Annotated in this window: 22 protein-coding genes; 10 read left to right on the forward strand and 12 right to left on the reverse strand. The window is 60.7% G+C overall.

Annotated features, from left to right (window positions below; genetic code table 11):
• Positions 1-29: 29 nt before the first annotated feature.
• A complete protein-coding gene (gene alaC / locus OH720_RS05940; RefSeq protein ID WP_008060747.1) occupies positions 30-1,247 on the reverse strand; it encodes an alanine transaminase in 1,218 nt (405 codons plus the stop codon).
• A gap of 138 nt (positions 1,248-1,385) precedes the next feature.
• Between alaC and OH720_RS05945 the strand changes: the two genes are divergently transcribed.
• The 3 genes from OH720_RS05945 (at position 1,386) to OH720_RS05955 (ending at position 3,189) form a co-directional block, all read left to right on the forward strand.
• A complete protein-coding gene (locus OH720_RS05945) occupies positions 1,386-2,048 on the forward strand; it encodes a LysE family translocator (RefSeq protein WP_150703105.1) in 663 nt (220 codons plus the stop codon).
• 67 nt (positions 2,049-2,115) lie between these two features.
• A complete protein-coding gene (locus tag OH720_RS05950) occupies positions 2,116-2,601 on the forward strand; it encodes a GyrI-like domain-containing protein (RefSeq protein ID WP_272604883.1) in 486 nt (161 codons plus the stop codon).
• Positions 2,602-2,700: 99 nt separating this feature from the next.
• A complete protein-coding gene (locus OH720_RS05955; protein ID WP_110748796.1) occupies positions 2,701-3,189 on the forward strand; it encodes a GNAT family N-acetyltransferase in 489 nt (162 codons plus the stop codon).
• A 124-nt stretch (positions 3,190-3,313) separates the two neighbouring features.
• On the opposite strand, the gene OH720_RS05960 is transcribed toward OH720_RS05955, so the two are convergent.
• Positions 3,314-3,799: a GNAT family N-acetyltransferase gene (locus OH720_RS05960; RefSeq protein ID WP_272604884.1), complete on the reverse strand. Its 486-nt coding sequence runs from the start codon at positions 3,797-3,799 to the stop codon at positions 3,314-3,316.
• A gap of 140 nt (positions 3,800-3,939) precedes the next feature.
• Between OH720_RS05960 and OH720_RS05965 the strand changes: the two genes are divergently transcribed.
• From OH720_RS05965 to OH720_RS05975, 3 genes are all read left to right on the forward strand, one after another.
• Entirely contained in the window at positions 3,940-4,365 is a 426-nt protein-coding gene (locus OH720_RS05965) for a YybH family protein (protein WP_272604885.1), read from the forward strand.
• 67 nt (positions 4,366-4,432) lie between these two features.
• Positions 4,433-4,777: a YciI family protein gene (locus OH720_RS05970; RefSeq protein ID WP_008060756.1), complete on the forward strand. Its 345-nt coding sequence runs from the start codon at positions 4,433-4,435 to the stop codon at positions 4,775-4,777.
• Between the two features lies 1 nt (position 4,778).
• Positions 4,779-6,014 carry an RNA polymerase sigma factor gene (locus OH720_RS05975; RefSeq protein ID WP_272604886.1) on the forward strand — a complete coding sequence of 412 codons (1,236 nt, stop codon included), beginning with the start codon at positions 4,779-4,781 and terminating at the stop codon, positions 6,012-6,014.
• Between the two features lie 139 nt (positions 6,015-6,153).
• Here OH720_RS05975 and OH720_RS05980 read toward each other — a convergent pair whose 3' ends face one another.
• On the reverse strand, positions 6,154-7,008 hold the full coding sequence (locus OH720_RS05980; protein WP_272604887.1) for a LysR family transcriptional regulator: 855 nt from the start codon (positions 7,006-7,008) through the stop codon (positions 6,154-6,156).
• An 89-nt stretch (positions 7,009-7,097) separates the two neighbouring features.
• Between OH720_RS05980 and OH720_RS05985 the strand changes: the two genes are divergently transcribed.
• Positions 7,098-7,535, forward strand: a complete 438-nt coding sequence (locus OH720_RS05985) for a multidrug/biocide efflux PACE transporter (protein ID WP_272604888.1) — start codon at positions 7,098-7,100, stop codon at positions 7,533-7,535.
• 110 nt (positions 7,536-7,645) lie between these two features.
• Here the strand turns inward: OH720_RS05985 and OH720_RS05990 are convergent, their stop codons facing one another.
• From OH720_RS05990 to OH720_RS06005, 4 genes are all read right to left on the reverse strand, one after another.
• Positions 7,646-9,259, reverse strand: a complete 1,614-nt coding sequence (locus tag OH720_RS05990) for an inorganic phosphate transporter (protein ID WP_272604889.1) — start codon at positions 9,257-9,259, stop codon at positions 7,646-7,648.
• Positions 9,260-9,352: 93 nt separating this feature from the next.
• Complete coding sequence (locus OH720_RS05995; RefSeq protein ID WP_272606405.1) at positions 9,353-10,375, reverse strand: transporter; 1,023 nt, start codon at positions 10,373-10,375, stop codon at positions 9,353-9,355.
• Positions 10,376-10,534: 159 nt separating this feature from the next.
• Entirely contained in the window at positions 10,535-10,843 is a 309-nt protein-coding gene (locus tag OH720_RS06000) for a PepSY domain-containing protein (RefSeq protein ID WP_272604890.1), read from the reverse strand.
• Between the two features lie 87 nt (positions 10,844-10,930).
• A complete protein-coding gene (locus OH720_RS06005; protein WP_272604891.1) occupies positions 10,931-12,055 on the reverse strand; it encodes a glycerophosphodiester phosphodiesterase in 1,125 nt (374 codons plus the stop codon).
• On the opposite strand from OH720_RS06005, the gene OH720_RS06010 reads away from it, so the two are divergent.
• Positions 12,054-12,221, forward strand: coding sequence for a hypothetical protein (locus tag OH720_RS06010; RefSeq protein WP_272604892.1), 168 nt, complete (start codon positions 12,054-12,056; stop codon positions 12,219-12,221). The two genes, OH720_RS06005 and OH720_RS06010, sit on opposite strands and share 2 nt — an antisense overlap.
• 400 nt (positions 12,222-12,621) lie before the next feature.
• On the opposite strand, the gene OH720_RS06015 is transcribed toward OH720_RS06010, so the two are convergent.
• Both OH720_RS06015 and OH720_RS06020 read right to left on the reverse strand, forming a co-directional pair.
• Positions 12,622-12,945: an antibiotic biosynthesis monooxygenase family protein gene (locus tag OH720_RS06015; protein ID WP_272604893.1), complete on the reverse strand. Its 324-nt coding sequence runs from the start codon at positions 12,943-12,945 to the stop codon at positions 12,622-12,624.
• A complete protein-coding gene (locus tag OH720_RS06020) occupies positions 12,942-13,649 on the reverse strand; it encodes a CTP synthase C-terminal region-related (seleno)protein (RefSeq protein WP_272604894.1) in 708 nt (235 codons plus the stop codon). The genes OH720_RS06015 and OH720_RS06020 overlap by 4 nt, the downstream gene beginning before the upstream one ends.
• A 60-nt stretch (positions 13,650-13,709) precedes the next feature.
• Here OH720_RS06020 and OH720_RS06025 point away from each other — a divergent pair, with 60 nt between their 5' ends.
• The gene (locus tag OH720_RS06025) at positions 13,710-14,606 is read left to right on the forward strand and encodes a LysR family transcriptional regulator (RefSeq protein ID WP_272606406.1); all 897 of its coding nucleotides are present in this window, start codon (positions 13,710-13,712) and stop codon (positions 14,604-14,606) included.
• A gap of 87 nt (positions 14,607-14,693) precedes the next feature.
• Here the strand turns inward: OH720_RS06025 and OH720_RS06030 are convergent, their stop codons facing one another.
• Positions 14,694-15,305: a TetR/AcrR family transcriptional regulator gene (locus OH720_RS06030; RefSeq protein ID WP_272604895.1), complete on the reverse strand. Its 612-nt coding sequence runs from the start codon at positions 15,303-15,305 to the stop codon at positions 14,694-14,696.
• A 216-nt stretch (positions 15,306-15,521) separates the two neighbouring features.
• On the opposite strand from OH720_RS06030, the gene OH720_RS06035 reads away from it, so the two are divergent.
• On the forward strand, positions 15,522-16,583 hold the full coding sequence (locus tag OH720_RS06035) for an MBL fold metallo-hydrolase (RefSeq protein WP_272604896.1): 1,062 nt from the start codon (positions 15,522-15,524) through the stop codon (positions 16,581-16,583).
• A 43-nt stretch (positions 16,584-16,626) separates the two neighbouring features.
• Here OH720_RS06035 and OH720_RS06040 read toward each other — a convergent pair whose 3' ends face one another.
• Complete coding sequence (locus OH720_RS06040; RefSeq protein WP_272604897.1) at positions 16,627-16,944, reverse strand: helix-turn-helix transcriptional regulator; 318 nt, start codon at positions 16,942-16,944, stop codon at positions 16,627-16,629.
• 144 nt (positions 16,945-17,088) lie between these two features.
• The gene (locus OH720_RS06045) at positions 17,089-18,060 is read right to left on the reverse strand and encodes a hypothetical protein (RefSeq protein WP_272604898.1); all 972 of its coding nucleotides are present in this window, start codon (positions 18,058-18,060) and stop codon (positions 17,089-17,091) included.
• Between the last annotated feature and the right edge of the window lie 4 nt (positions 18,061-18,064).

The raw sequence follows: 18,064 nt of genomic DNA on the forward strand, positions 1-18,064 counted from the left end.
GAGCAGGCTCGCTCCCACAGTGTTTTGTGTCAGCTGTTGGTTTTCGGGGCTAACCCATCCGCCCGGAACATCCCGCGAATCCCGCGTACGGCCTGGCGAATCCGGTCCTGGTTTTCGATCAGCGCGAAGCGCACGTGATCGTCACCATACTCACCAAAGCCGACACCCGGCGAGACGCAGACCTTAGCTTCGGCCAACAGCTTCTTGGCGAACTCCAGCGAGCCCAGGTGCGCGTAGGCGTCGGGGATCTTGGCCCAGACGTACATCGACGCTTTCGGGTTTTCCACCATCCAGCCCAGTTCATGCAGGCCTTTGACCAGCACGTTACGGCGCTGGCGATACTGCTCGGCGATGTCGCGCACGCATTGCTGATCGCCTTCAAGCGCCGCAATGGCCGCCACTTGCAGCGGGGTGAAGGTGCCGTAGTCGTGGTAGCTCTTGATCCGCGCCAGGGCGTTGACCAGTTCCGGGTTGCCAACCATGAAGCCGATACGCCAGCCTGCCATGTTGTAGCTCTTGGACAGGGTGAAGAATTCGACGGCGATGTCCTTGGCGCCCGGTACCTGCATGATCGACGGGGCTTTCCAGCCGTCGTAGACGATGTCGGCGTAGGCCAGGTCATGCACCACCAGCACATCGTATTGCTTGGCGAGGGCGATCACCCGTTCGAAGAAATCCAGTTCCACGCACTGGGCGGTGGGGTTGGACGGGAAGCCGAGGATCATCATCTTCGGTTTCGGGATCGAACCGCGGATGGCCCGTTCCAGTTCAGCGAAGAAATCCACGCCCGGCACCAGCGGTACCGAACGCACCTGGGCGCCGGCAATCACGGCACCGTAGATGTGAATCGGGTAGCTCGGGTTGGGCACCAGCACGGTGTCGCCCTGATCGAGGGTAGCCAGCATCAGGTGCGCCAGGCCTTCCTTGGAACCGATGGTGACGATGGCTTCGCTTTCCGGGTCGATATCGACCTCGTAGCGCTCCTTGTACCAGTTGGAAATTGCCCGGCGCAGGCGCGGAATCCCCTTGGACGTGGAGTAGCCATGGGTGTCTTCGCGCTGGGCGACAGTGACCAGTTTTTCCACGATGTGCGGCGGCGTGGCGCCGTCGGGGTTGCCCATGCTCAAGTCGATGATGTCTTCGCCACGACGACGGGCGGCCATCTTCAGCTCGGCAGTGATGTTGAAAACGTAGGGGGGGAGTCGATCGATGCGCGCAAAGCGGCGCGGCGAACCTTGTTCGGCCATTGTTGCCTCGGATAACGTAAGCGCCCGGAACCGTCCGAGCGACGCTGGTCACTGCGGTGACCTGTGGCGGAATGTACGATCTGCTGTGGCAGACTGTCCAGCCTCAACGTAAACAAATTTTCCGAAGGAAAGGATTGGATGGAATTTACCAGCGGCTTCCTGTTGAGCCTTTCACTGTGCCTGGACATAGGCGTGGCCAACATCGCGATGATCACCCTGGCGATGCAGCGCGGTTATTTTCAAGGCTTCGCCCTGGGCCTGGGCACTTGCGTCGGTGACCTGATCTACGCCGTGCTGGCGCTGGCCGGCATGACCGTTTTGCTGCAGTACGAAACCGTGCGCTGGGTGCTGTGGATCGGCGGTTCGGCGTTGCTGGTGTACTTCGCGGCGAAGATGATTTACTCGGCGATCCACCATGAGGCGCTGTTGGCCGAAACCGCCGAGGTGGGTCACAACTCCCATCGCAAGGAGTTTTTCCGTGGGATTTTTCTCGCCATGTCGTCGCCCAGTGCCATTCTTTGGTTCGCCGCAGTAGGCGGCACGTTGATCGCTCGTTCCGGTGGAGGCGGCGCGCTCAGCTCGGCACTGTTCCTCGGTGGATTTCTCTGCGCCGGGTTGCTGTGGTCCGCCGGCCTGTGCTTCGCGGCAAGCCACGGCGGCAAGTTGCTAGGCGACAAGCTGCTGCGCTATTCCTATATGGCATCTGCGGCGATCTTCTGCTATTTCGCGGTGTACGTGATTCTATCGGGCTACAACGAGTTTGTCGGTGCAGGTGCCGTCGAGCAGTTGCACGCCCTGTAAGTGGGCGAATCGGGTTTGGCTTCTATACTCCCAGCCGAACCCACTTTTACCTTCCAGGAGTCGAGTCATGGATGAACAAACAAGCGTCGAAGTGACGGAACCCCGCTTCGAACATGGACACTTCCTGCTGATCGCAGGGCTTGGCGGACACTTCACCCAGCAAACCGTCAAAGGCATTCCCGAGCTTTGGGAAAAATTCATTCCTCATATCGGCAATGTTCCAGGGCAAAAGGGCGAAGTGACCTACGGCGTCTGCTGCAATTTCGACGGCAAGGGCGGCTTTGATTACATCGCGGGTGTCGAGATCAGCAAACTTGACGATTTGCCGGACACCTACCGCTGGGTCGAGGTCCAGCCTCAGCAGTATGTGGTGTTCGAACACAAAGGCCCCTTGGAGTCGCTGCCGCAAACCTTCCAGTACATCCATGGCACGTGGCTGCCGCAGTCCGGGCGCGAGCTGCTGAACGCCCCGGAATTCGAGCGCTACAGCGAAGACTTCAACCCCAGGCTCAAGACCGGCAAGCTGGAACTCTGGTTGCCGATCAAGGCATGACCCCAGCGTCGGGAGGCGGATCAAAAACGATTCGTCTCTCGATGTCCTATCGACGCTGCTTTATGATCCTCGTCCTTTCCAACTGATTTGCGACCCGCCATGAACACCGTCATCCGCCACGTCACGCCTGCTGATCTGGACCGTTGCTACGCCATCGAAACCCTGGCCTATGAAGGCGACGAAGCCGCTACCCGCGAGAAAATCGCCACCCGCATCGCCACCTGGCCCGAGGGATTCATCGTCGCTGAAGTGGATGGCGTGGTCGCCGGCTTCATCAATTCCGGTGCGGCGTTCCAGGTGGAAATGTCCGACGAAGCGTTCAAGGAGCTGATTGGCCACGACCCGGCTGGGCCGCACGTGGTGATCATGTCGGTGGTCGTGCATCCGGATTATCAGGGGCAGGGCCTGGCGAAGCGCTTGATGGGCGAGTTCATCGAACGTATGCGCGCCATGGGCAAGGTCAGCATCAACCTGATGTGCAAGGAACGGCATATTCCGTTGTATGCAGGCTTTGGTTTTGCCTACATCAAGCCATCGGCGTCTGACCATGGCGGGATGGCTTGGCATGAGATGGTACTGAACCTCTAAACCCGACGCCGAACCCCTGTGGGAGCGGGCTTGCTCGCGATGGCGTCGTTTCAGTCAGCTTCAATGCAAGCTGTTACACCGCAATCGCGAGCAGGCTCGCTCCTACATTTGGAATGTGCTGACTTCAGAATTTCAGGCCCATGCGCCGCTCATAGCCGATCCGCCCCTTGTACGCCTCGCCGCTGTCGACAAATCCATACCTGGCATACAGCGCGATCGCAGACTCATTGTCCGCATCCACCGACAATTCCAGCCCCCGGATTTCCGGCCACGCCAGGCGCGCCACTTCGGGTAGCGCCTGCAGGCAGGCCTTGCCGTAACCTTTGCCCTGAGCGCGCTGATCGACTTGCAACGCGTGCAGCGTGGCGCTGTGTTCGTCGGCCCAGGCCGGTAAAGCCGGTGGGCGCTTGAGCAGCAGAAAGGCTACGGGCACCGCATCGGCCAGCAACGCAAAGCCTTTGACGCCGGGGCCGGGCTTGGACAACAGGGTGTGCAACGCACCATGAATATCGCCGGAAAACCTGATCTGTTGCGGATGTACTTCGATGGCCTCGACCTGCTGGCGCTGCAGCGCGTTCAGGCTTTCGTAAGGCACGAGTCGGGTTGTCACTGGAGTGTCCTTTTTCCAATAGAAATAAGCCTCGGATTCTAGCGAGTTTGCGTGCATGGATTATTTTTATTTCGACTGTCGATTGGGTGGATCACCGAACGACTAAGGGTGTCTTCCAATAAAAACCACGGAGAACCATCATGAGCGATACCCACGAAATCCAGACCCTGATCGCCACCTATCGTGAGGCGGTCATCTCCAAAGACGTCGAGAAAATCATGGCCCTGTACGCCGACGACATCGTCTCCTACGACGCCGTCAAGGCCCTGCAATTTCGCGGCAAGGCCGCCTACCGCGCACATTGGCTGGAATGCATGGAAATGTGCCAGGGCCAGCACACGTTCGACTTCGACCACATGAACATCGTCGCCGATGAGCACATCGCCTTCGCCCATTGGCTGGCCCATTGCGGCGGCACCAACGAGCAGGGTGAAACCCAGGCCTGCTGGATGCGCGTGACCGCGTGCTATCGGCGCGAAGCCGGGCAATGGCGGATCGTCCATGAACACTGGTCGGCCCCGTTCGACATGATGAGCGGCACGACCTTGTTCAACCTGCAACCCTGATCGTCGGTTCGCGGCGCGAAACCGCCCATCTGCAGCCATAGTTGATCCGTTCAATCAGGAGAACGCGATGAAGTATTTATGCCTGGTCTACAGCGAAGAGCACTTGCTGCATTCGCTGCCCGAGAGCCCCAAGGACGAGGAATGCATGGCCTATGCCGAGGCGATCCAGGGCAGCGGCCGGATGGTTGCCGCCGAGGCGCTGGAATCGGTGCAGACCGCCACCACGGTGCGCATGCGCAACGGCAAGATGTCGATCACCGACGGCCCGTTCGCCGAAACCAAGGAGCAGTTGGCTGGCTTCTACCTGATCGATGCCAAGGACCTCAATGAAGCCCTCCAGGTCGCCGGGAACATCCCGGCGGCGCGGGTCGGCAGTGTCGAAGTGCGCCCCGTTCGGCAGTTGAATCCCTAAGATGCCGCAGCTGTCGGTACAGGCCAGGGTCGAGCAGGTTTATCGCCAGGAGTCGCGACGCATTCTGGCGACCCTGATACGCCTGCTCGGCGATTTCGACCTGGCCGAAGAGGCGCTGCACGAAGCGTTTTTCGTGGCGGTCGAACGCTGGCAGCAGGACGGTGTGCCGGACAATCCGCGCACCTGGCTGGTCTCCACCGGGCGTTTCAAGGCCATCGATGTGCTACGCCGGCGCGCACGTTTTGCCGCGTCCCGACCGCTGCTGGTCGCGCAGCTGGAGGCGCTGGAGCAGGCCGACTGGAGTGACGAAGACGTGGAAGACGATCGCCTGCGCCTGATCTTCACCTGTTGTCACCCGGCACTGGCGCCTGACGCTCAGGTGCCGTTGACGCTGCGCGAAGTCTGCGACCTGACCACGGAAGAAATCGCCCGGGCCTTTCTCTCGGCGCCGGCCACCATCGCCCAGCGCATCGTGCGCGCCAAGGCGAAAATCCGTGACGCGAAAATCCCCTATCAGGTGCCATCCCTTGCGGAACTGCCCGAGCGCCTCGACAGTGTGCTGCGGGTGATTTACCTGGTGTTCAACGAAGGTTATTCGGCGTCCCTCGGCGCACAGGTGACCCGCGAAGACTTGACCCGTGAAGCGATCCGCCTGGGGCGTTTGTTGCTGGAGTTGTTGCCGGAGCCGGAGGTCATGGGCCTGCTGGCCCTGATGTTGTTGCACGAGTCCCGGCGCCTGGCCAGGACCTGCGCGGACGGTGACCTGATTTTGCTGGATGACCAGGACCGCACGCTGTGGGACGCCCAACTGATCGCCGAAGGCTGTGCGCTGGTAGAGCGGGCACTGGGTACCCGGCGATTCGGGCCGTATTGCCTGCAAGCGGCGATTGCAGCGGTGCACGCGGAAGCACCGTCGATCGAGGAAACCGACTGGGCGCAGATCGTCGGGCTGTATGAGGTGTTGCTGCGGGCATGGCCGTCGCCGGTCATCGAATTGAACCGGGCGGCGGCGATCTCCAGGCGCGATGGGCCGTTGGCAGGGCTGATGCTGGTTGAGGCCATTCTGGCGCGTGGTGAGCTGCTCGATTACCACCTGGCGCATTCGGCGCGGGCGGAGTTCTGTCGGCAGTTGGGCAGGGCGGAGCAGGCGCGGACGGCCTATGCACGGGCGCTGGAGTTGACGCAGCAAGAACCGGAGCGGCGGTTTATTGAAGCTCGGCTCAAGGCGTTGCAGTGAGGCGTGCTCGCCGGCCTCTTCGTCGGAACGCCGCCCGGAGCAAGCCCGCTCCCACAGGGTAATGAGTGGCCACGAATTTTGTGTACACCAATGATCATTGTGGGAGCGTGGCTTGCCCGCGATAAGGGCCGCAGGACCTTCACTCCAGCATCTTGCCCAGCAACCAACTGCCCGCCGGCCCAGGTGGATGCAAGCGGGACCACAAGGCATCCACCGACACCGTTTTTGGCCAGCCACGCACCTGCAGCTCTTGTAAGGTTCCCGGGCCGAAGCGCGCCACCAGCCAGCGTGGCAATGGCGCCCAGCCAAAACCACCCTGCGCCATTTCCAGCAGCATCAGGTAACTCGGCGCCGACCAGACGCGTCCCTTTGCACGGCTCTCATACGGATTGACGATGGTCGCCAGGCGCAATTCGCGATGTTGTTGCAGTACGTCCTGGTCGATGTGTTCCTGCATCGCCAGCGGATGTTCGGGTGACACGAACAGGGCGATTTCCGTGCGTTCGTCCACCGTCGAATTGACCAGGTCCGGTGGATAACTGTCCTGCATTTCGGCAAAGGCAATCTGCGCACGACCGCTCTGCACCAAGGCCACCAGATCGTCGCATTCGGCGATCAGGCATTCGAGCTCCAGGTCCGGATAACGCTGTTCGAACGCACTGAGCGAGGCTTCGAAACGGTCGGATTGATAGGTGTCGGAAAGCGCCACCGTCAGCTTCGCCTCGACACCCTGGGACAATTGGCTGGCGGTCATTTCCAGGCGGCTGGTGGCGGCCAGGATCTCTTCGGCCCGTTGCAGCATGACGTGGCCGGCGGGGGTCAGGCTGGGCTTGCGGCTGCTGCGGTCGAACAGCGTCAGGTTCAGATCGATCTCCAGGCTGGCGATGGCAGCGCTGATGGTCGACTGACTGCGGCCCAGCTTGCGCGCTGCCGCGGAAAACGAGCCTTGGGTCGCGGCCTGGACGAACGCCTGCAACACTTCCTGGGACGCCATGAACTATCGCCTTGATCGATGGTTATTGGTTATGAAGTATCGGTGTGAAGCTGGATGATGGCAACCATCGTCACTCAAGGAGTCCGGCCATGAGCGCCAATAAATCCCTTACCGAACGTATTTTCCAGGCCATCGGTTTCGAACTGCTGGCCATCCTGATCTGTACGCCTTTGCTGGCGTGGATCATGGACAAACCGATGGTGGAAATGGGCGTCGTCACCGTCGTCATTGCGGCCCTGGCCCTGGCCTGGAACGTGGTGTTCAACGGCATGTTCGACCGAGTGCTCAAGCGCCTGGCCATTGCGCACAACGCCTGGGTCCGGGTGGTGCATGCGCTGTTGTTCGAAGGCGGGTTGGTGGCGCTTGGCGTACCGCTGATTGCCTGGTGGCTGAACATCAGTTTGTGGCAGGCGTTCCTGCTCGACATCGGGGTGCTGCTGTTTTTCCTGCCGTACACCTACGTTTATCACTGGGTGTATGACGTGGTGCGCGAGCGGTTGGTCATTCGCGCCACGTCCAACGCGTGACCCGTAACCCGTAGGAGCCAGGCTTGCCGGCGAACCTGACGCTGCGGTGTATCTGTCGCACCGAGTTACCGTTCTTCGCGGGCAAGCCTCGCTCCTACAAGATTGAGATTTCAAAACAATTGGGTGAACAGCCAGTACAAACTGCCCGACAACAGGATCGCCGCTGGCAAGGTCAGTACCCAGGCCATCAGCAGGTTGCGGATGGTCTTCATCTGCAAGCCGCCGCCATTGGCGACCATGGTCCCGGCCACCCCTGAAGACAGCACGTGGGTGGTCGAGACCGGCAAGCCGAACATGTCGGCGGCACCGATGGTCAGCATGGCCACGGTTTCCGCCGAGGCGCCTTGTGCGTAGGTCAGGTGGGTCTTGCCGATTTTCTCGCCCACGGTCACCACGATGCGCTTCCAGCCGACCATGGTGCCCAGGCCCAGCGCTATCGCCACGGCGATCTTCACCCACAGCGGGATGAAGCGCGTGGCGTTGTCGATCTGCTGCTTGAACAGCTGCAGTTTGCTGGCGGTGTCGGCGTCGAAATTACCGACCTTGTTCTTGTCCATCAGGCGAATGGTTTCGCTGGTCAGGTACATGTCATTGCGCACGTTGCCCATGGCCTCGGCCGGGACTTTGGACAGCGATCCATAACCCTTCACTTCGTTGCCGATGTTGCCGGCCAGTGCCGCGAGGGCGGGGATCAGTTGCGGCGTGACTTCCTTGCTGCGCACGTAATCGGACAGGATCGGACGCGGGTCGGCCGGTGCCGGCAACGGCGCGCTCTTGACCAGCGCTTGTTGGGTCACTTCGGCCACCGCGGCAAACTGCAACGCCTGATCCGCGGGCATGGTGCGGTTCAGCGCATAGGCCATCGGCAAGGTCCCGACCAGGATCAGCATGATCAGCCCCATGCCTTTCTGACCGTCATTGGAGCCGTGGGCGAAGGATACGCCGGTGCAGGTCAGGATCAACATGCCGCGAATCCACCACGGCGGCGGGGTGTTGCCCTTGGGCTCCTTGTACAGCGCGCGATTCTTGACGAAGGCCCGCAGGGCCAGCAGCAACAGCGCGGCGCAGGCGAAGCCGACCAGTGGCGAGAGCAGCAAGGCGTAGCCGACCTTGGTCGCCTGCGCCCAGTCCACCCCGCTGGTGCCGTCACGCCCGTGCATCAGGGCATTGGCCACGCCGACGCCGATGATCGAGCCGATCAGGGTGTGCGACGATGATGCCGGCAGGCCCAGCCACCAGGTGCCGAGGTTCCACAGGATCGCGGCGATCAGCAGGGCGAAGATCATGGCGAATCCGGCGGAAGAGCCGACTTGCAGGATCAACTCCACCGGCAACAACGCGATGATGCCGAACGCCACCGCGCCGCTGGACAGCAGCACCCCGAGGAAGTTGAAGAACCCGGACCAGACTACCGCGAAGTTCGGTGGCAGCGAATGCGTGTAGATCACCGTGGCAACGGCGTTGGCCGTGTCGTGGAATCCGTTGACGAACTCGAAGCCCAAGGCAATCAGCAACGCCACGCCCAGCAGCAGGAACGGCGTCCAGGTGGTCACCACGGTGCCGAGTTCGTTCATGTCGTGCATCAGGCTGTAGGCGGTGAACAGCAGCCCGATACTCAGCACTGCAAAGAACACCACGAGGGTGAGCACGCCGGGTTTCTTGTCGAACTGCGGTTTGGCGCTACTGGCGGGCGCCGGGGCGGCGGAAAAGGACGGGGTGGCCATGCCGGGCATTCCTGAGGAGGGAGGAGTGCCGTTGATATTCGTTGCTAATTGTTACAGCGAGACTGCCATGGATCAGTCTTTGATTGTTTGCGCCTACAAATCCTGGCGCTTGCGAAACGCCCAGCGCCCCGCAATCACGGTGAAGGTCGCCACCAGCGCCACCAGAATCCAGAACCCTTCCGGGTCCTGTGAGAGCGGCACCCCGCCCACGTTCATGCCGAAGAAACCGGCAATGATGTTGATCGGCAACGCCAGCACCGTGACCACCGTGAGGGTGAACAGGGTGCGGTTACTCTGCTCGTTGAGGTTGGCGGCGATTTCCTCCTGCAGCAGCTTGATCCGTTCGCCCAGGGCTGTGAGGTCGTTGATGATCAGGGCAAACTCCTCGGTGGATTTGCGCAGCTCCTTGACGTCTTCCTTCTGCAACCAGGGAGGCGGGCGATTGAGCAGGCGCAGCAACGACCCGGGCTCCAGCGCCAGCAGGCGTTGCAGGCGCACCAGCACCCGGCGATTGGCTCCCAGTTCAGCGCGATTGGTCGACAGGCGCGAGGACAGCAGTTCATCTTCGACCTGATCCACGCTCAGGCTGGTCTTGCGCACGATCTGGGTCAGCACTTCGCCCTGGTCGCGCAGCAGATGTACGAGCAGCTCCAGCGGCGAGCGGAAGCACTCGCCGGCTTTTACCGACGAGCGCAGCTTGTCCACCGAGTGCAGCGGTTGCAGGCGTGCGCTGATGATCAGTCGACTGCGCACGCACACCCACAGGGTGGAGACATCCGAGGACGTCATGCTGCTGAGGTTGAACACCACGTCGTTGACCACCGCCAGCAACGCCGAATCGACATGTTCGATACGCGTCGACCGTGAGCCTTCATGCAGGGCCTCGAAAAACTCGTCGGGCAGTTCCAGATGGCTCTTCATCCAGCGTTCGCACGCGGCATGGGCGAGGTTCAGGTGCAGCCAGAGAAATTGCTCGGCGTCCTGCGGTTGTTGCAGGTACTGCAAGGCCCTGGCCGAATCGATCTCCCGCCCGCGCTCGCCGGGGCGAAAACTGAAACCGTAAAGCAGGCCGAACAGATCCGGATCGCGATGGCTGTGATCGATGCTGTGGTTCATGAGGGCTCGCATGGGGAGGCGCCTGTCGCGTGTTTTACAGGTTCACGTGAGCCGCATCATTGCAAGTCTGGATGACGGATTTGTGACTGCGGCCGGATCGGTCGCCAAGACGCAAAAAAGCCGCACGACGGGGAATCGTGCGGCTTTTTGCGGTGTGCATCAGTCGTCTTTTTTGTTCTTCAGGACTTCGCCGGTGGCGGCATTCAAATCCACGTCCCATTCAACTTTGTTGGCATCGATCAACTCGACTTCGTACTCATAGCCGTTGAAGTGGTTGTCCAGCTCGCTATCGGTAATCGTCGCGCCCGGGTGCAGCTTCATTACGATCTGATTCAACTCTTCCAGCGACTTGACCTTGCCATCCTTGACCAGCTGAGGGATCTGGTCGACGGGCACGTCTTTCGCCTGGGCCACACCGGCGGTGAAGGTCAGGGTGGCAGCGGTGAACAGAGCAGTCAGAGTTTTCATGAGATTCTTTCCTTGGGGAGCCGTTTAAGTGGGATCAGATTAATTGTGGCAACTTAATTCACGCTTAAATTCCCTTGAACCGAGAAATCAGTACCCGTTATTGCGCAGCACCTGCGCCACACTCGTCGCCGGGCGCTTGTAGAACTTGAGCAGTTCGCTGGCGCGATTGGTGAAAATACCATCGACCCCGGCATTCATGGCCTTCTGGAAGTCCACCGCCTCATCGATGGTATAGACGTGCACCAGCAGGCCCTGATCGTGGGTGTACTGGTTCATCCACGGTTGCACCAGGTCGGCGTAGCTCTGATCGCCACCGTGGGTCAGCGCCGCAGACGGGCCGGTGCCGATCGCGCCCTGGGCCTTGGCGTAGTCGACCCAGCGCTGGAACTCGGCCTGGTCTTTCGGTTGCTGTCTGGCGTAGTAGGTGGCTTTGTCCTTGTCGCCGGATTCGGCAAAGGTCAGTGTGGATTTTGGTTCGATGTTGCCTTCGCCGACCCACAGCAGCAGGATCTTCGGCACCTGTGGCATTTCCTTTTGCAACAGTTCGAGGCTGCTCTTCTCGAAGGTTTGCAGGACCACCTTGCCTTTGCCCTGGCCAACGCCGAGCGCGCTTTTGGCCAGTTTCGAACCCGCAGGGCTCAGCCAGCCGCGATCCTGGAGTTTTTCCTTGAGGTCGTGTTCGATGCCGGGAAACTGCTTCGGCTCCTTGGTTTCGATGTACAGGCCAGGCTTGTGTTGCGGATTGCCCTGGGCGATGTCGATGATTTCATCGAGGGTGAGGATTTTCAGGCCGGCAAACCCAGGCTGCGCGCGATCCGGGTAGGCCGTGTTGAACCAGCTGCCGGCGTCCAGGGTTTTCAGCTCGGCCATGGTGAAGGCATTGGCCGGGCTGTCTTTGCGCTCGGGGAACTTGCTGGCGACGTCGGTGGTGCGTTGTAGATTATTGTCATGCAGGGCAAACAGCACGCCATCCTTGCTGCGCTGCAGGTCCAGCTCCAGGTAATCGGCGCCCAGGTCGCGGGCCAGTTTGTAGGCGGCGGCGGTGGATTCCGGTGCATCGAACGACGCGCCACGGTGGGCGATCACTGCCGGGTGTGGGATGCCCACGCGGGTGGCCAGTGCGGCGGGGCCGGGTTCGCTGGTGGCCTGGGCTTGGCCGAGGCCGAGCAGCAAACTCAGGAGCAGGGCGCTTTGGGTGAAGGTGGCCGGCATGGTCGAGATCCTTTCGCGATGGGTTTCAAAGAGGTCTCTTTTAACAAGTGAACTGGACAAGCGCTATCGTCAGACCGACATAAACCTGTTCAACGCGGATTTTTTAACGGGTTTTTTTGTACTGGCGCTGCTACCTCACGCGCTGAGCCAGTCCGTTGTTGTCTGAGTACATATCCATTGCTGCGGTAACGGCGGCTTATGGTTTCGCCCTTACGGCGACTCACTTTTTCAAACGCCAAAAAGTAAGCAAAAGGCTTTGCCCCACCACTTGGTGCCTCGCTTAGGCTCGGCATGCCCTCTCTCCGGCATTGCTCCGTGGGTCGCCGCGATGGGCCATCCCTGGCCCAGCGCGGCTAAACCGGCGTCCTGCCGGTTTACCCACTGCGCAATGCCTGCGTTCGGCCATCGTGGTTGACGGGGCACCCAGATCCAAAGCCAAAGCGAGGCGGCCTGACAGCCGACCTGACTTTTACGGGTGTACCTGATCCCTGTGAGAGCCAGCAGGCTGGCTCCCACAGGGGAATGCGGACAGACCTGCAATCAGGTCGGCTGTAAGGCCGCCATCGCTACTGCGTGAACCCATATGCCCGCTCAACCCGACACACCCGCGTATGACACTGCGCATACCAGGTCGAACGCCCGCGCTCACGAATCGCCCGGTGCTCGGGGTGCTGTTTCCACGCCAGGATTGCCGACTCACTGGCCCAGTACGACACGGTGATTCCCAACCCGTCCTCACCCCGGGCCGACTCCACGCCGAGGAACCCGGGTTGTTCCCGCGCCAGCTCGAGCATCCGCTCGGCGGCTTCGCTGTAGCCCTGATCCCCCTCGGTACGCAGTGAGGTGAAGATCACCGCGTAATACGGAGCCGGCGGCGTATTGGCGATCATGATTGCTGCTCCGCGCAGGCCTGGACCAGGGCGCGCACCAGCGGTGGCAGGGTGCCCTTGAGTGCAGCGCGCTCCGGTTGGAACAGCGTGGCGACAAAGAACGGATGATCGCTGAGCTCGACCGCGCGCAAGTCGTGCCCGGCATCATGGCCGACAGCGTGAAGTGCGTGCTTGAGCAGTTCCCGTTCGAATTGAGGATTCACACCGTAGCGGCAGCGATAGCCCTCACGAATTTCCGAGGTTTCATACGCCTTGGCGATCAACGAGCCTTCCAGCAAATGAATGGTGTCCACCGTTTCCACCAGTGAACATGCCAGCGGCGTGAGCAATGCCCGCGTTGCATCGGGTGCCGTCTCGCCATGTTCGGCATCCGACCAACCGAGCACGTTGCGCGCGTATTCCAGCACCGCGTGTTGAAAACCGCCGCAGGTGCCAAGGAAAGGCCGCCGCTGTTCACGGGCAAAACGAATCGCCCGCAACGCGCCGTCCATGCTGCGATAAGGGCTGGCGGGCACACACCAGAAACCGTCGAACCCGCTGAGCGGCGTGTCGGCCTGCAGGCTATCGGTGGCCAGCCACTGGCCTTGCACGTTTCGGCCACTGTGTTCGGCGGCCATGCCGAGCGCCACGGGGATGGCCTGGTGGGCGGTGACTTGCGGGTCGTGATCGCCGATCAGGGCAATGCGTATGACGCGGTTTTCCATGGGTGACCTCGGCGCTTGTTGAATCCTGGCACCCACTATAGATTGGCGTGAACGCACTCAATATGGGCACTTTCCCAAGTGATCAATGCAGCGACGCACTATCGACTGGACTACCCGGACCTGGCCCTGATTCTCGCCTTGGTCCGTGGCGGCTCTCTGGCTCGGGCCTCGCAGTTGATGAGGGTGGATGTCTCGACGGTGTTTCGCGCGGTGCGTCGACTGGAAGCCGCACTGGGCCAGACGTTGTTCGAAAAAAGTCGCGCCGGTTACCTGCCTACCACCCTGGCGCAGGCCCTGGCGGAACAGGCCGAGCGCGCCGAACAGGCATTGGAAGCCGCGAGGGTCGGCGTGGAGCAGGGTGGCGAAGTCGTCAGCGGTACCGTGCGCCTGACCTGCACCGATTCGGTCCTGCAAGGTTTGCTGTTGCCGGCGCTGGCGCGGTTCATGCCGAACTATCCGGCGTTGACCCTTGAGCTCAGCACGTCCAACGACTTTGCCAACCTCAGCCGCCGCGATGCCGACATCGCCCTGCGCCTGACCCGTGCGCCACCGGAGCATCTGGTGGGGCGACGCCTGGCGGGGATTTCCTACCGGGTGTGTGCCAGCGCCGCTTATCTGCAATCGGTCGATGCGACCGACCTGGCGTCACTGACCTGGATCGCCCCCGACGATTTTTTGCCTGATCATCCGACAGTGGCCTGGCGCCGCCAGGCATTGCCGGGGGTGATGCCGGGGTATCGCTGCAACAGCATGCTGTCGGTCACCGAACTGGTGCGGGCGGGGTTGGGCGTGGCGGCATTGCCGGACTTTCTGATCGGTGACCGATTGCAGCCGCTGGGTCAGCCGTTGCATGGCTACGACACCGCGCTGTGGTTGCTGACGCGGCCGGATTGCCGTGCCCTGCGCTCGGTGGTGACGCTGTTTGACGAGTTGGGGCGGGCGCTGAAGTTGCCGTGAGGCTGATCAGGAGTTTCATTCTGAAACACATTGCCCCGCAAAAAATCCCGGCGATCAACCGCTCGAGGCCGCCGTCGAAATTGTCATTTATTGCAACTCATAGCAGGCCAGGAACATATCCAGCGCCGACTCCACCACGGTGCCCTGCATCTCGGCCGACAAACCCGGCAGCCCCATGGAAATCTGCGGCCAGAATGCAAAGGATTTGAGCATGCCATGGACCTGTTGCGCGGCAAATTCCGGGGCGACCGCTTTCAGGCGTCCATCGGCCTGGGCGGCACGAATCCACAGGGTCAGGTTTTCCTCGCGTTCACCCATTCGGGTCACCATGCTTTGCGCGCGCTCGGGAGAATGGATGGTGGCGGCGATGGCCACCCGCGCCAGGTCGAGTAGATTTTCATCGCTCAACATCTGCAGCTTTGCCGTCAGCAGGTGACGCATCTGGTCACGCAGGGGCAGGTCGGGGTGGTAAGGCGCTTCATCTTCAGCGGTTACTCGGACCCACAATTGATTGAGGATTTCGGCGAATAATTCTTCCTTGCTGGGGAAGTGGTTGTACACCGTGCGCTTGGACACACCGGCGGTGGCGGCAATCTTGTCCATGCTGGTGATGTCGAAACCATTGGCACGGAATTCGACAATGGCCGCCTGAATGATGGCTTCGCGTTTACGGTCGGTGAGGCGCTTTGGAACTGTCATAAATACGCTTTGGGCAGGAGGAAATGAAAATTACACTCAGCAGTTTACTTGTGAGTCGCTTTGTTGCAACCTTGAAACTACACTGTGCAGTGTAATGTTTTGTTAATCCTGCCCGGTAAAAAATAGAGTGTTCGGCTGATGCGTGCGTGCCTTGGCCATTTATCGTCCCAAAACGGAAAATCGTGAAGCGTGCGGTTTTTCTGGAGTCATTTCCCCATGGCCAAATCAACTCCCTCGGCGAGCAGCGCCTCCAGGCATGAAGCTTCCCGACAGGTTCAAGGGCAGTTTCAAAACCATCGGCCGATACAGCGTTTGAGCCTTGGCAAAACCCTGCGCATCCTCTGGAACGCGATGTTTCACAAGCCACTCAATACCCGCCCGACGGCGCCTGTGCCGGTGCAACCGCTGACGCAAGCGGCGTTGATGGCAGCGCCCAACCACAGCGTCTATCGGCTGGGTCATTCCACACTACTGCTCAAGCTGCGGGACAGATTCTGGATTACCGACCCGGTGTTCGCCGAGCGCGCCTCACCCGTGCAGTGGGCCGGTCCCAAGCGTTTTCACCAGCCACCGATCAGCCTCGAGCAATTGCCGCCAATTGAAGCGGTGATCCTGTCTCACGATCACTACGACCACCTGGACTATCACGCGGTGCTCAAGCTTGCCGACAAGGCCAAGTACTTTCTCACTCCATTGGGCGTGGGCGACACCCTGATCAAGTGGGGTATCGACGCCAGCAAAATCCGCCAGCTGGACTGGTGGCAGGGCACCGAGGTCGAGGGCATCGAGTTCGTCGCCACCCCCTCGCAGCATTTCTCCGGCCGCGGCCTGTTCGATGGCAACAGCACCCTCTGGGCCTCGTGGGTGATGATCGATGGCGACACGCGGATCTTCTTCAGTGGTGACAGCGGCTACTTCGATGGCTTCAAACGCATCGGTGAACAATACGGCCCTTTCGACCTGACCCTCATGGAAACCGGCGCTTACAACGTCGACTGGCCCCATGTGCACATGCAGCCTGAGCAAACCCTGCAAGCCCACCTCGACCTCAAGGGGCGCTGGCTGCTACCAATTCACAATGGCACCTTCGATTTGTCGACGCATGCCTGGTACGAACCCTTCGACCGCATCCTGGCCCTGGCCTGGGAGCGCAATGTCTCGATCACCACGCCTCGGATGGGCGAGGCATTCAATGTGATGGCGGCGCAGCGTGGCACCGCGTGGTGGTATGAAGTCGAAGAGCAGGTCTACCAGGAGTGTCCAGGCCGTAGTTTTTAATCTGTGCAAGTCGGGTCGTAGCTCCAGTGCTGAAGTTGCGACCTCACTCCACCATCGCAAAATCAGCCCGCCCCACCGGATTCGGCGTTGCCCCTTGCACATTCATCCCTCTACCCGGCGCAAACCCCGGGAAGAACACCAGCCCCTCCGATTCAAGCCGATACGCCAGGGCCAGGCGCGTGACGTCCAGCACCTCCTGCCGCGCCTCGAAGCGCTCAATGGCCTGCACCGAAACCCCGGCTTCGCGGGACAACGTTTCCACGCTCCAGCCCAGCATCGCTCGGGCCTGGGCGCAGTGGGCCGGGGTGAACTGGAAGAGGGCGATACGTTCCAGGGTGATTTTCATCGCTTGAGAGGCCATGGGGTTCTCCGGGCTCGAGAGTGTTGAATTCAAATGTACTGTGTTTTTGTACAGTTGTTTTCGATCCGGATCAAACGCATTTTTCGATTTTTGCGATTTCCGGCCCCTTGGCCAGACGGAAGGTCACTGCCTGCGTGCCGGGTATTACTCGCCCTCCAACTGCGGCGCCTCCCGCACGATAAAATGATCCAGATTCTCAATGTTGGCGCTGAACACGCCGAACGTCTGCTCGGGGTTTTTCTTGCTGGGCACCTGCTGCAATGCAGGCTGGACGCCATAAAAGAAGCAATACAATGGTCGCCCGCCCTCGATGGCGTGCTTGATCTCCTCCAGGAACGCCTTGCGTTTGCGGTAGTTGTCGATCAGCTTCTTGCTCAGGTAAACGTTGACCGGGTACGGCTTCTTTTCGAACCAGGCCTTCTTCTCGAAATCGATGCGAAAGCTCTGGGTGTAATCCTTGATCTGCTTGATCTTGCCCCAGTAAATCAGCCCCTTGTTGTCCTGCAGGTACTCGATCTTCTTGAAAAACCCGGCATAGGTTGCCGTGTGCTCGCCAATCTTCAAGGGCATGCGCTTGAGCAGCGCCTTGTCCTCGAAGTTCGACACGAAGCATTCCACCGGGTGAGCGAAGACACGGGTCTTGTCCGGCGTCGATTCGCGCTCGGGTAACTCGACCTGGGTGGCCGCCGGAGCCGCTGGTGGTGCATCCCTTTGCAGATCGGCAGCCCCGGCCAGGGGCGACGGCTTGCGCACATACTCACGCCGATTCAGCAGCAATTCCGAGGGGAAATGTTCCTCGCGACTGTCGTCCGTTTCCTCGCCGTCCGCCTCCACGGCCGAAGCCGGGGTCTTCAGGCTCACATAAGGGCAACTCGCGACATGCCGTGTACCCGGCAGATTCTTGAAGTGCGGCGTGCGCACGTAGTTGACGTTCTTGGCGTTGAACGTGCCCAACGCATTCGTGGAATCGAACGCCAAACGACAGGCATCGTTGGGGCACTGGAAATGTTCTTTCGCGGAATCGAACGCCATCGTCTCGTCGAAATTAAGATCCCGCACGTCATAGATCGACAGTTTTTCGTCGAGACCGAGGCAATAGGCGAGGTCGAATTTCATGGTG

This window comes from Pseudomonas sp. WJP1, assembly GCF_028471945.1.
In the GTDB taxonomy this organism is placed as follows: Bacteria; Pseudomonadota; Gammaproteobacteria; order Pseudomonadales; family Pseudomonadaceae; genus Aquipseudomonas.

Bases quoted from the DNA above. Each gene is read 5' to 3' on its own strand.
- OH720_RS06045 (WP_272604898.1), bottom strand. From the start codon at position 18,060: ATGAAATTCGACCTCGCCTATTGCCTCGGTCTCGACGAAAAACTGTCG.
- OH720_RS06010 (WP_272604892.1), top strand. From the start codon at position 12,054: ATGGTCGAGATCCTTTCGCGATGGGTTTCAAAGAGGTCTCTTTTAACA.
- OH720_RS06020 (WP_272604894.1), bottom strand. From the start codon at position 13,649: ATGGAAAACCGCGTCATACGCATTGCCCTGATCGGCGATCACGACCCG.
- OH720_RS06030 (WP_272604895.1), bottom strand. From the start codon at position 15,305: ATGACAGTTCCAAAGCGCCTCACCGACCGTAAACGCGAAGCCATCATT.
- OH720_RS06005 (WP_272604891.1), bottom strand. From the start codon at position 12,055: ATGCCGGCCACCTTCACCCAAAGCGCCCTGCTCCTGAGTTTGCTGCTC.
- alaC (WP_008060747.1), bottom strand. From the start codon at position 1,247: ATGGCCGAACAAGGTTCGCCGCGCCGCTTTGCGCGCATCGATCGACTC.
- OH720_RS06035 (WP_272604896.1), top strand. From the start codon at position 15,522: ATGGCCAAATCAACTCCCTCGGCGAGCAGCGCCTCCAGGCATGAAGCT.
- OH720_RS05945 (WP_150703105.1), top strand. From the start codon at position 1,386: ATGGAATTTACCAGCGGCTTCCTGTTGAGCCTTTCACTGTGCCTGGAC.
- OH720_RS05995 (WP_272606405.1), bottom strand. From the start codon at position 10,375: ATGAACCACAGCATCGATCACAGCCATCGCGATCCGGATCTGTTCGGC.
- OH720_RS05980 (WP_272604887.1), bottom strand. From the start codon at position 7,008: ATGGCGTCCCAGGAAGTGTTGCAGGCGTTCGTCCAGGCCGCGACCCAA.
- OH720_RS06040 (WP_272604897.1), bottom strand. From the start codon at position 16,944: ATGGCCTCTCAAGCGATGAAAATCACCCTGGAACGTATCGCCCTCTTC.
- OH720_RS06000 (WP_272604890.1), bottom strand. From the start codon at position 10,843: ATGAAAACTCTGACTGCTCTGTTCACCGCTGCCACCCTGACCTTCACC.
- OH720_RS06015 (WP_272604893.1), bottom strand. From the start codon at position 12,945: ATGATCGCCAATACGCCGCCGGCTCCGTATTACGCGGTGATCTTCACC.
- OH720_RS05970 (WP_008060756.1), top strand. From the start codon at position 4,433: ATGAAGTATTTATGCCTGGTCTACAGCGAAGAGCACTTGCTGCATTCG.
- OH720_RS05965 (WP_272604885.1), top strand. From the start codon at position 3,940: ATGAGCGATACCCACGAAATCCAGACCCTGATCGCCACCTATCGTGAG.
- OH720_RS05955 (WP_110748796.1), top strand. From the start codon at position 2,701: ATGAACACCGTCATCCGCCACGTCACGCCTGCTGATCTGGACCGTTGC.
- OH720_RS05950 (WP_272604883.1), top strand. From the start codon at position 2,116: ATGGATGAACAAACAAGCGTCGAAGTGACGGAACCCCGCTTCGAACAT.
- OH720_RS05985 (WP_272604888.1), top strand. From the start codon at position 7,098: ATGAGCGCCAATAAATCCCTTACCGAACGTATTTTCCAGGCCATCGGT.
- OH720_RS05975 (WP_272604886.1), top strand. From the start codon at position 4,779: ATGCCGCAGCTGTCGGTACAGGCCAGGGTCGAGCAGGTTTATCGCCAG.
- OH720_RS05990 (WP_272604889.1), bottom strand. From the start codon at position 9,259: ATGGCCACCCCGTCCTTTTCCGCCGCCCCGGCGCCCGCCAGTAGCGCC.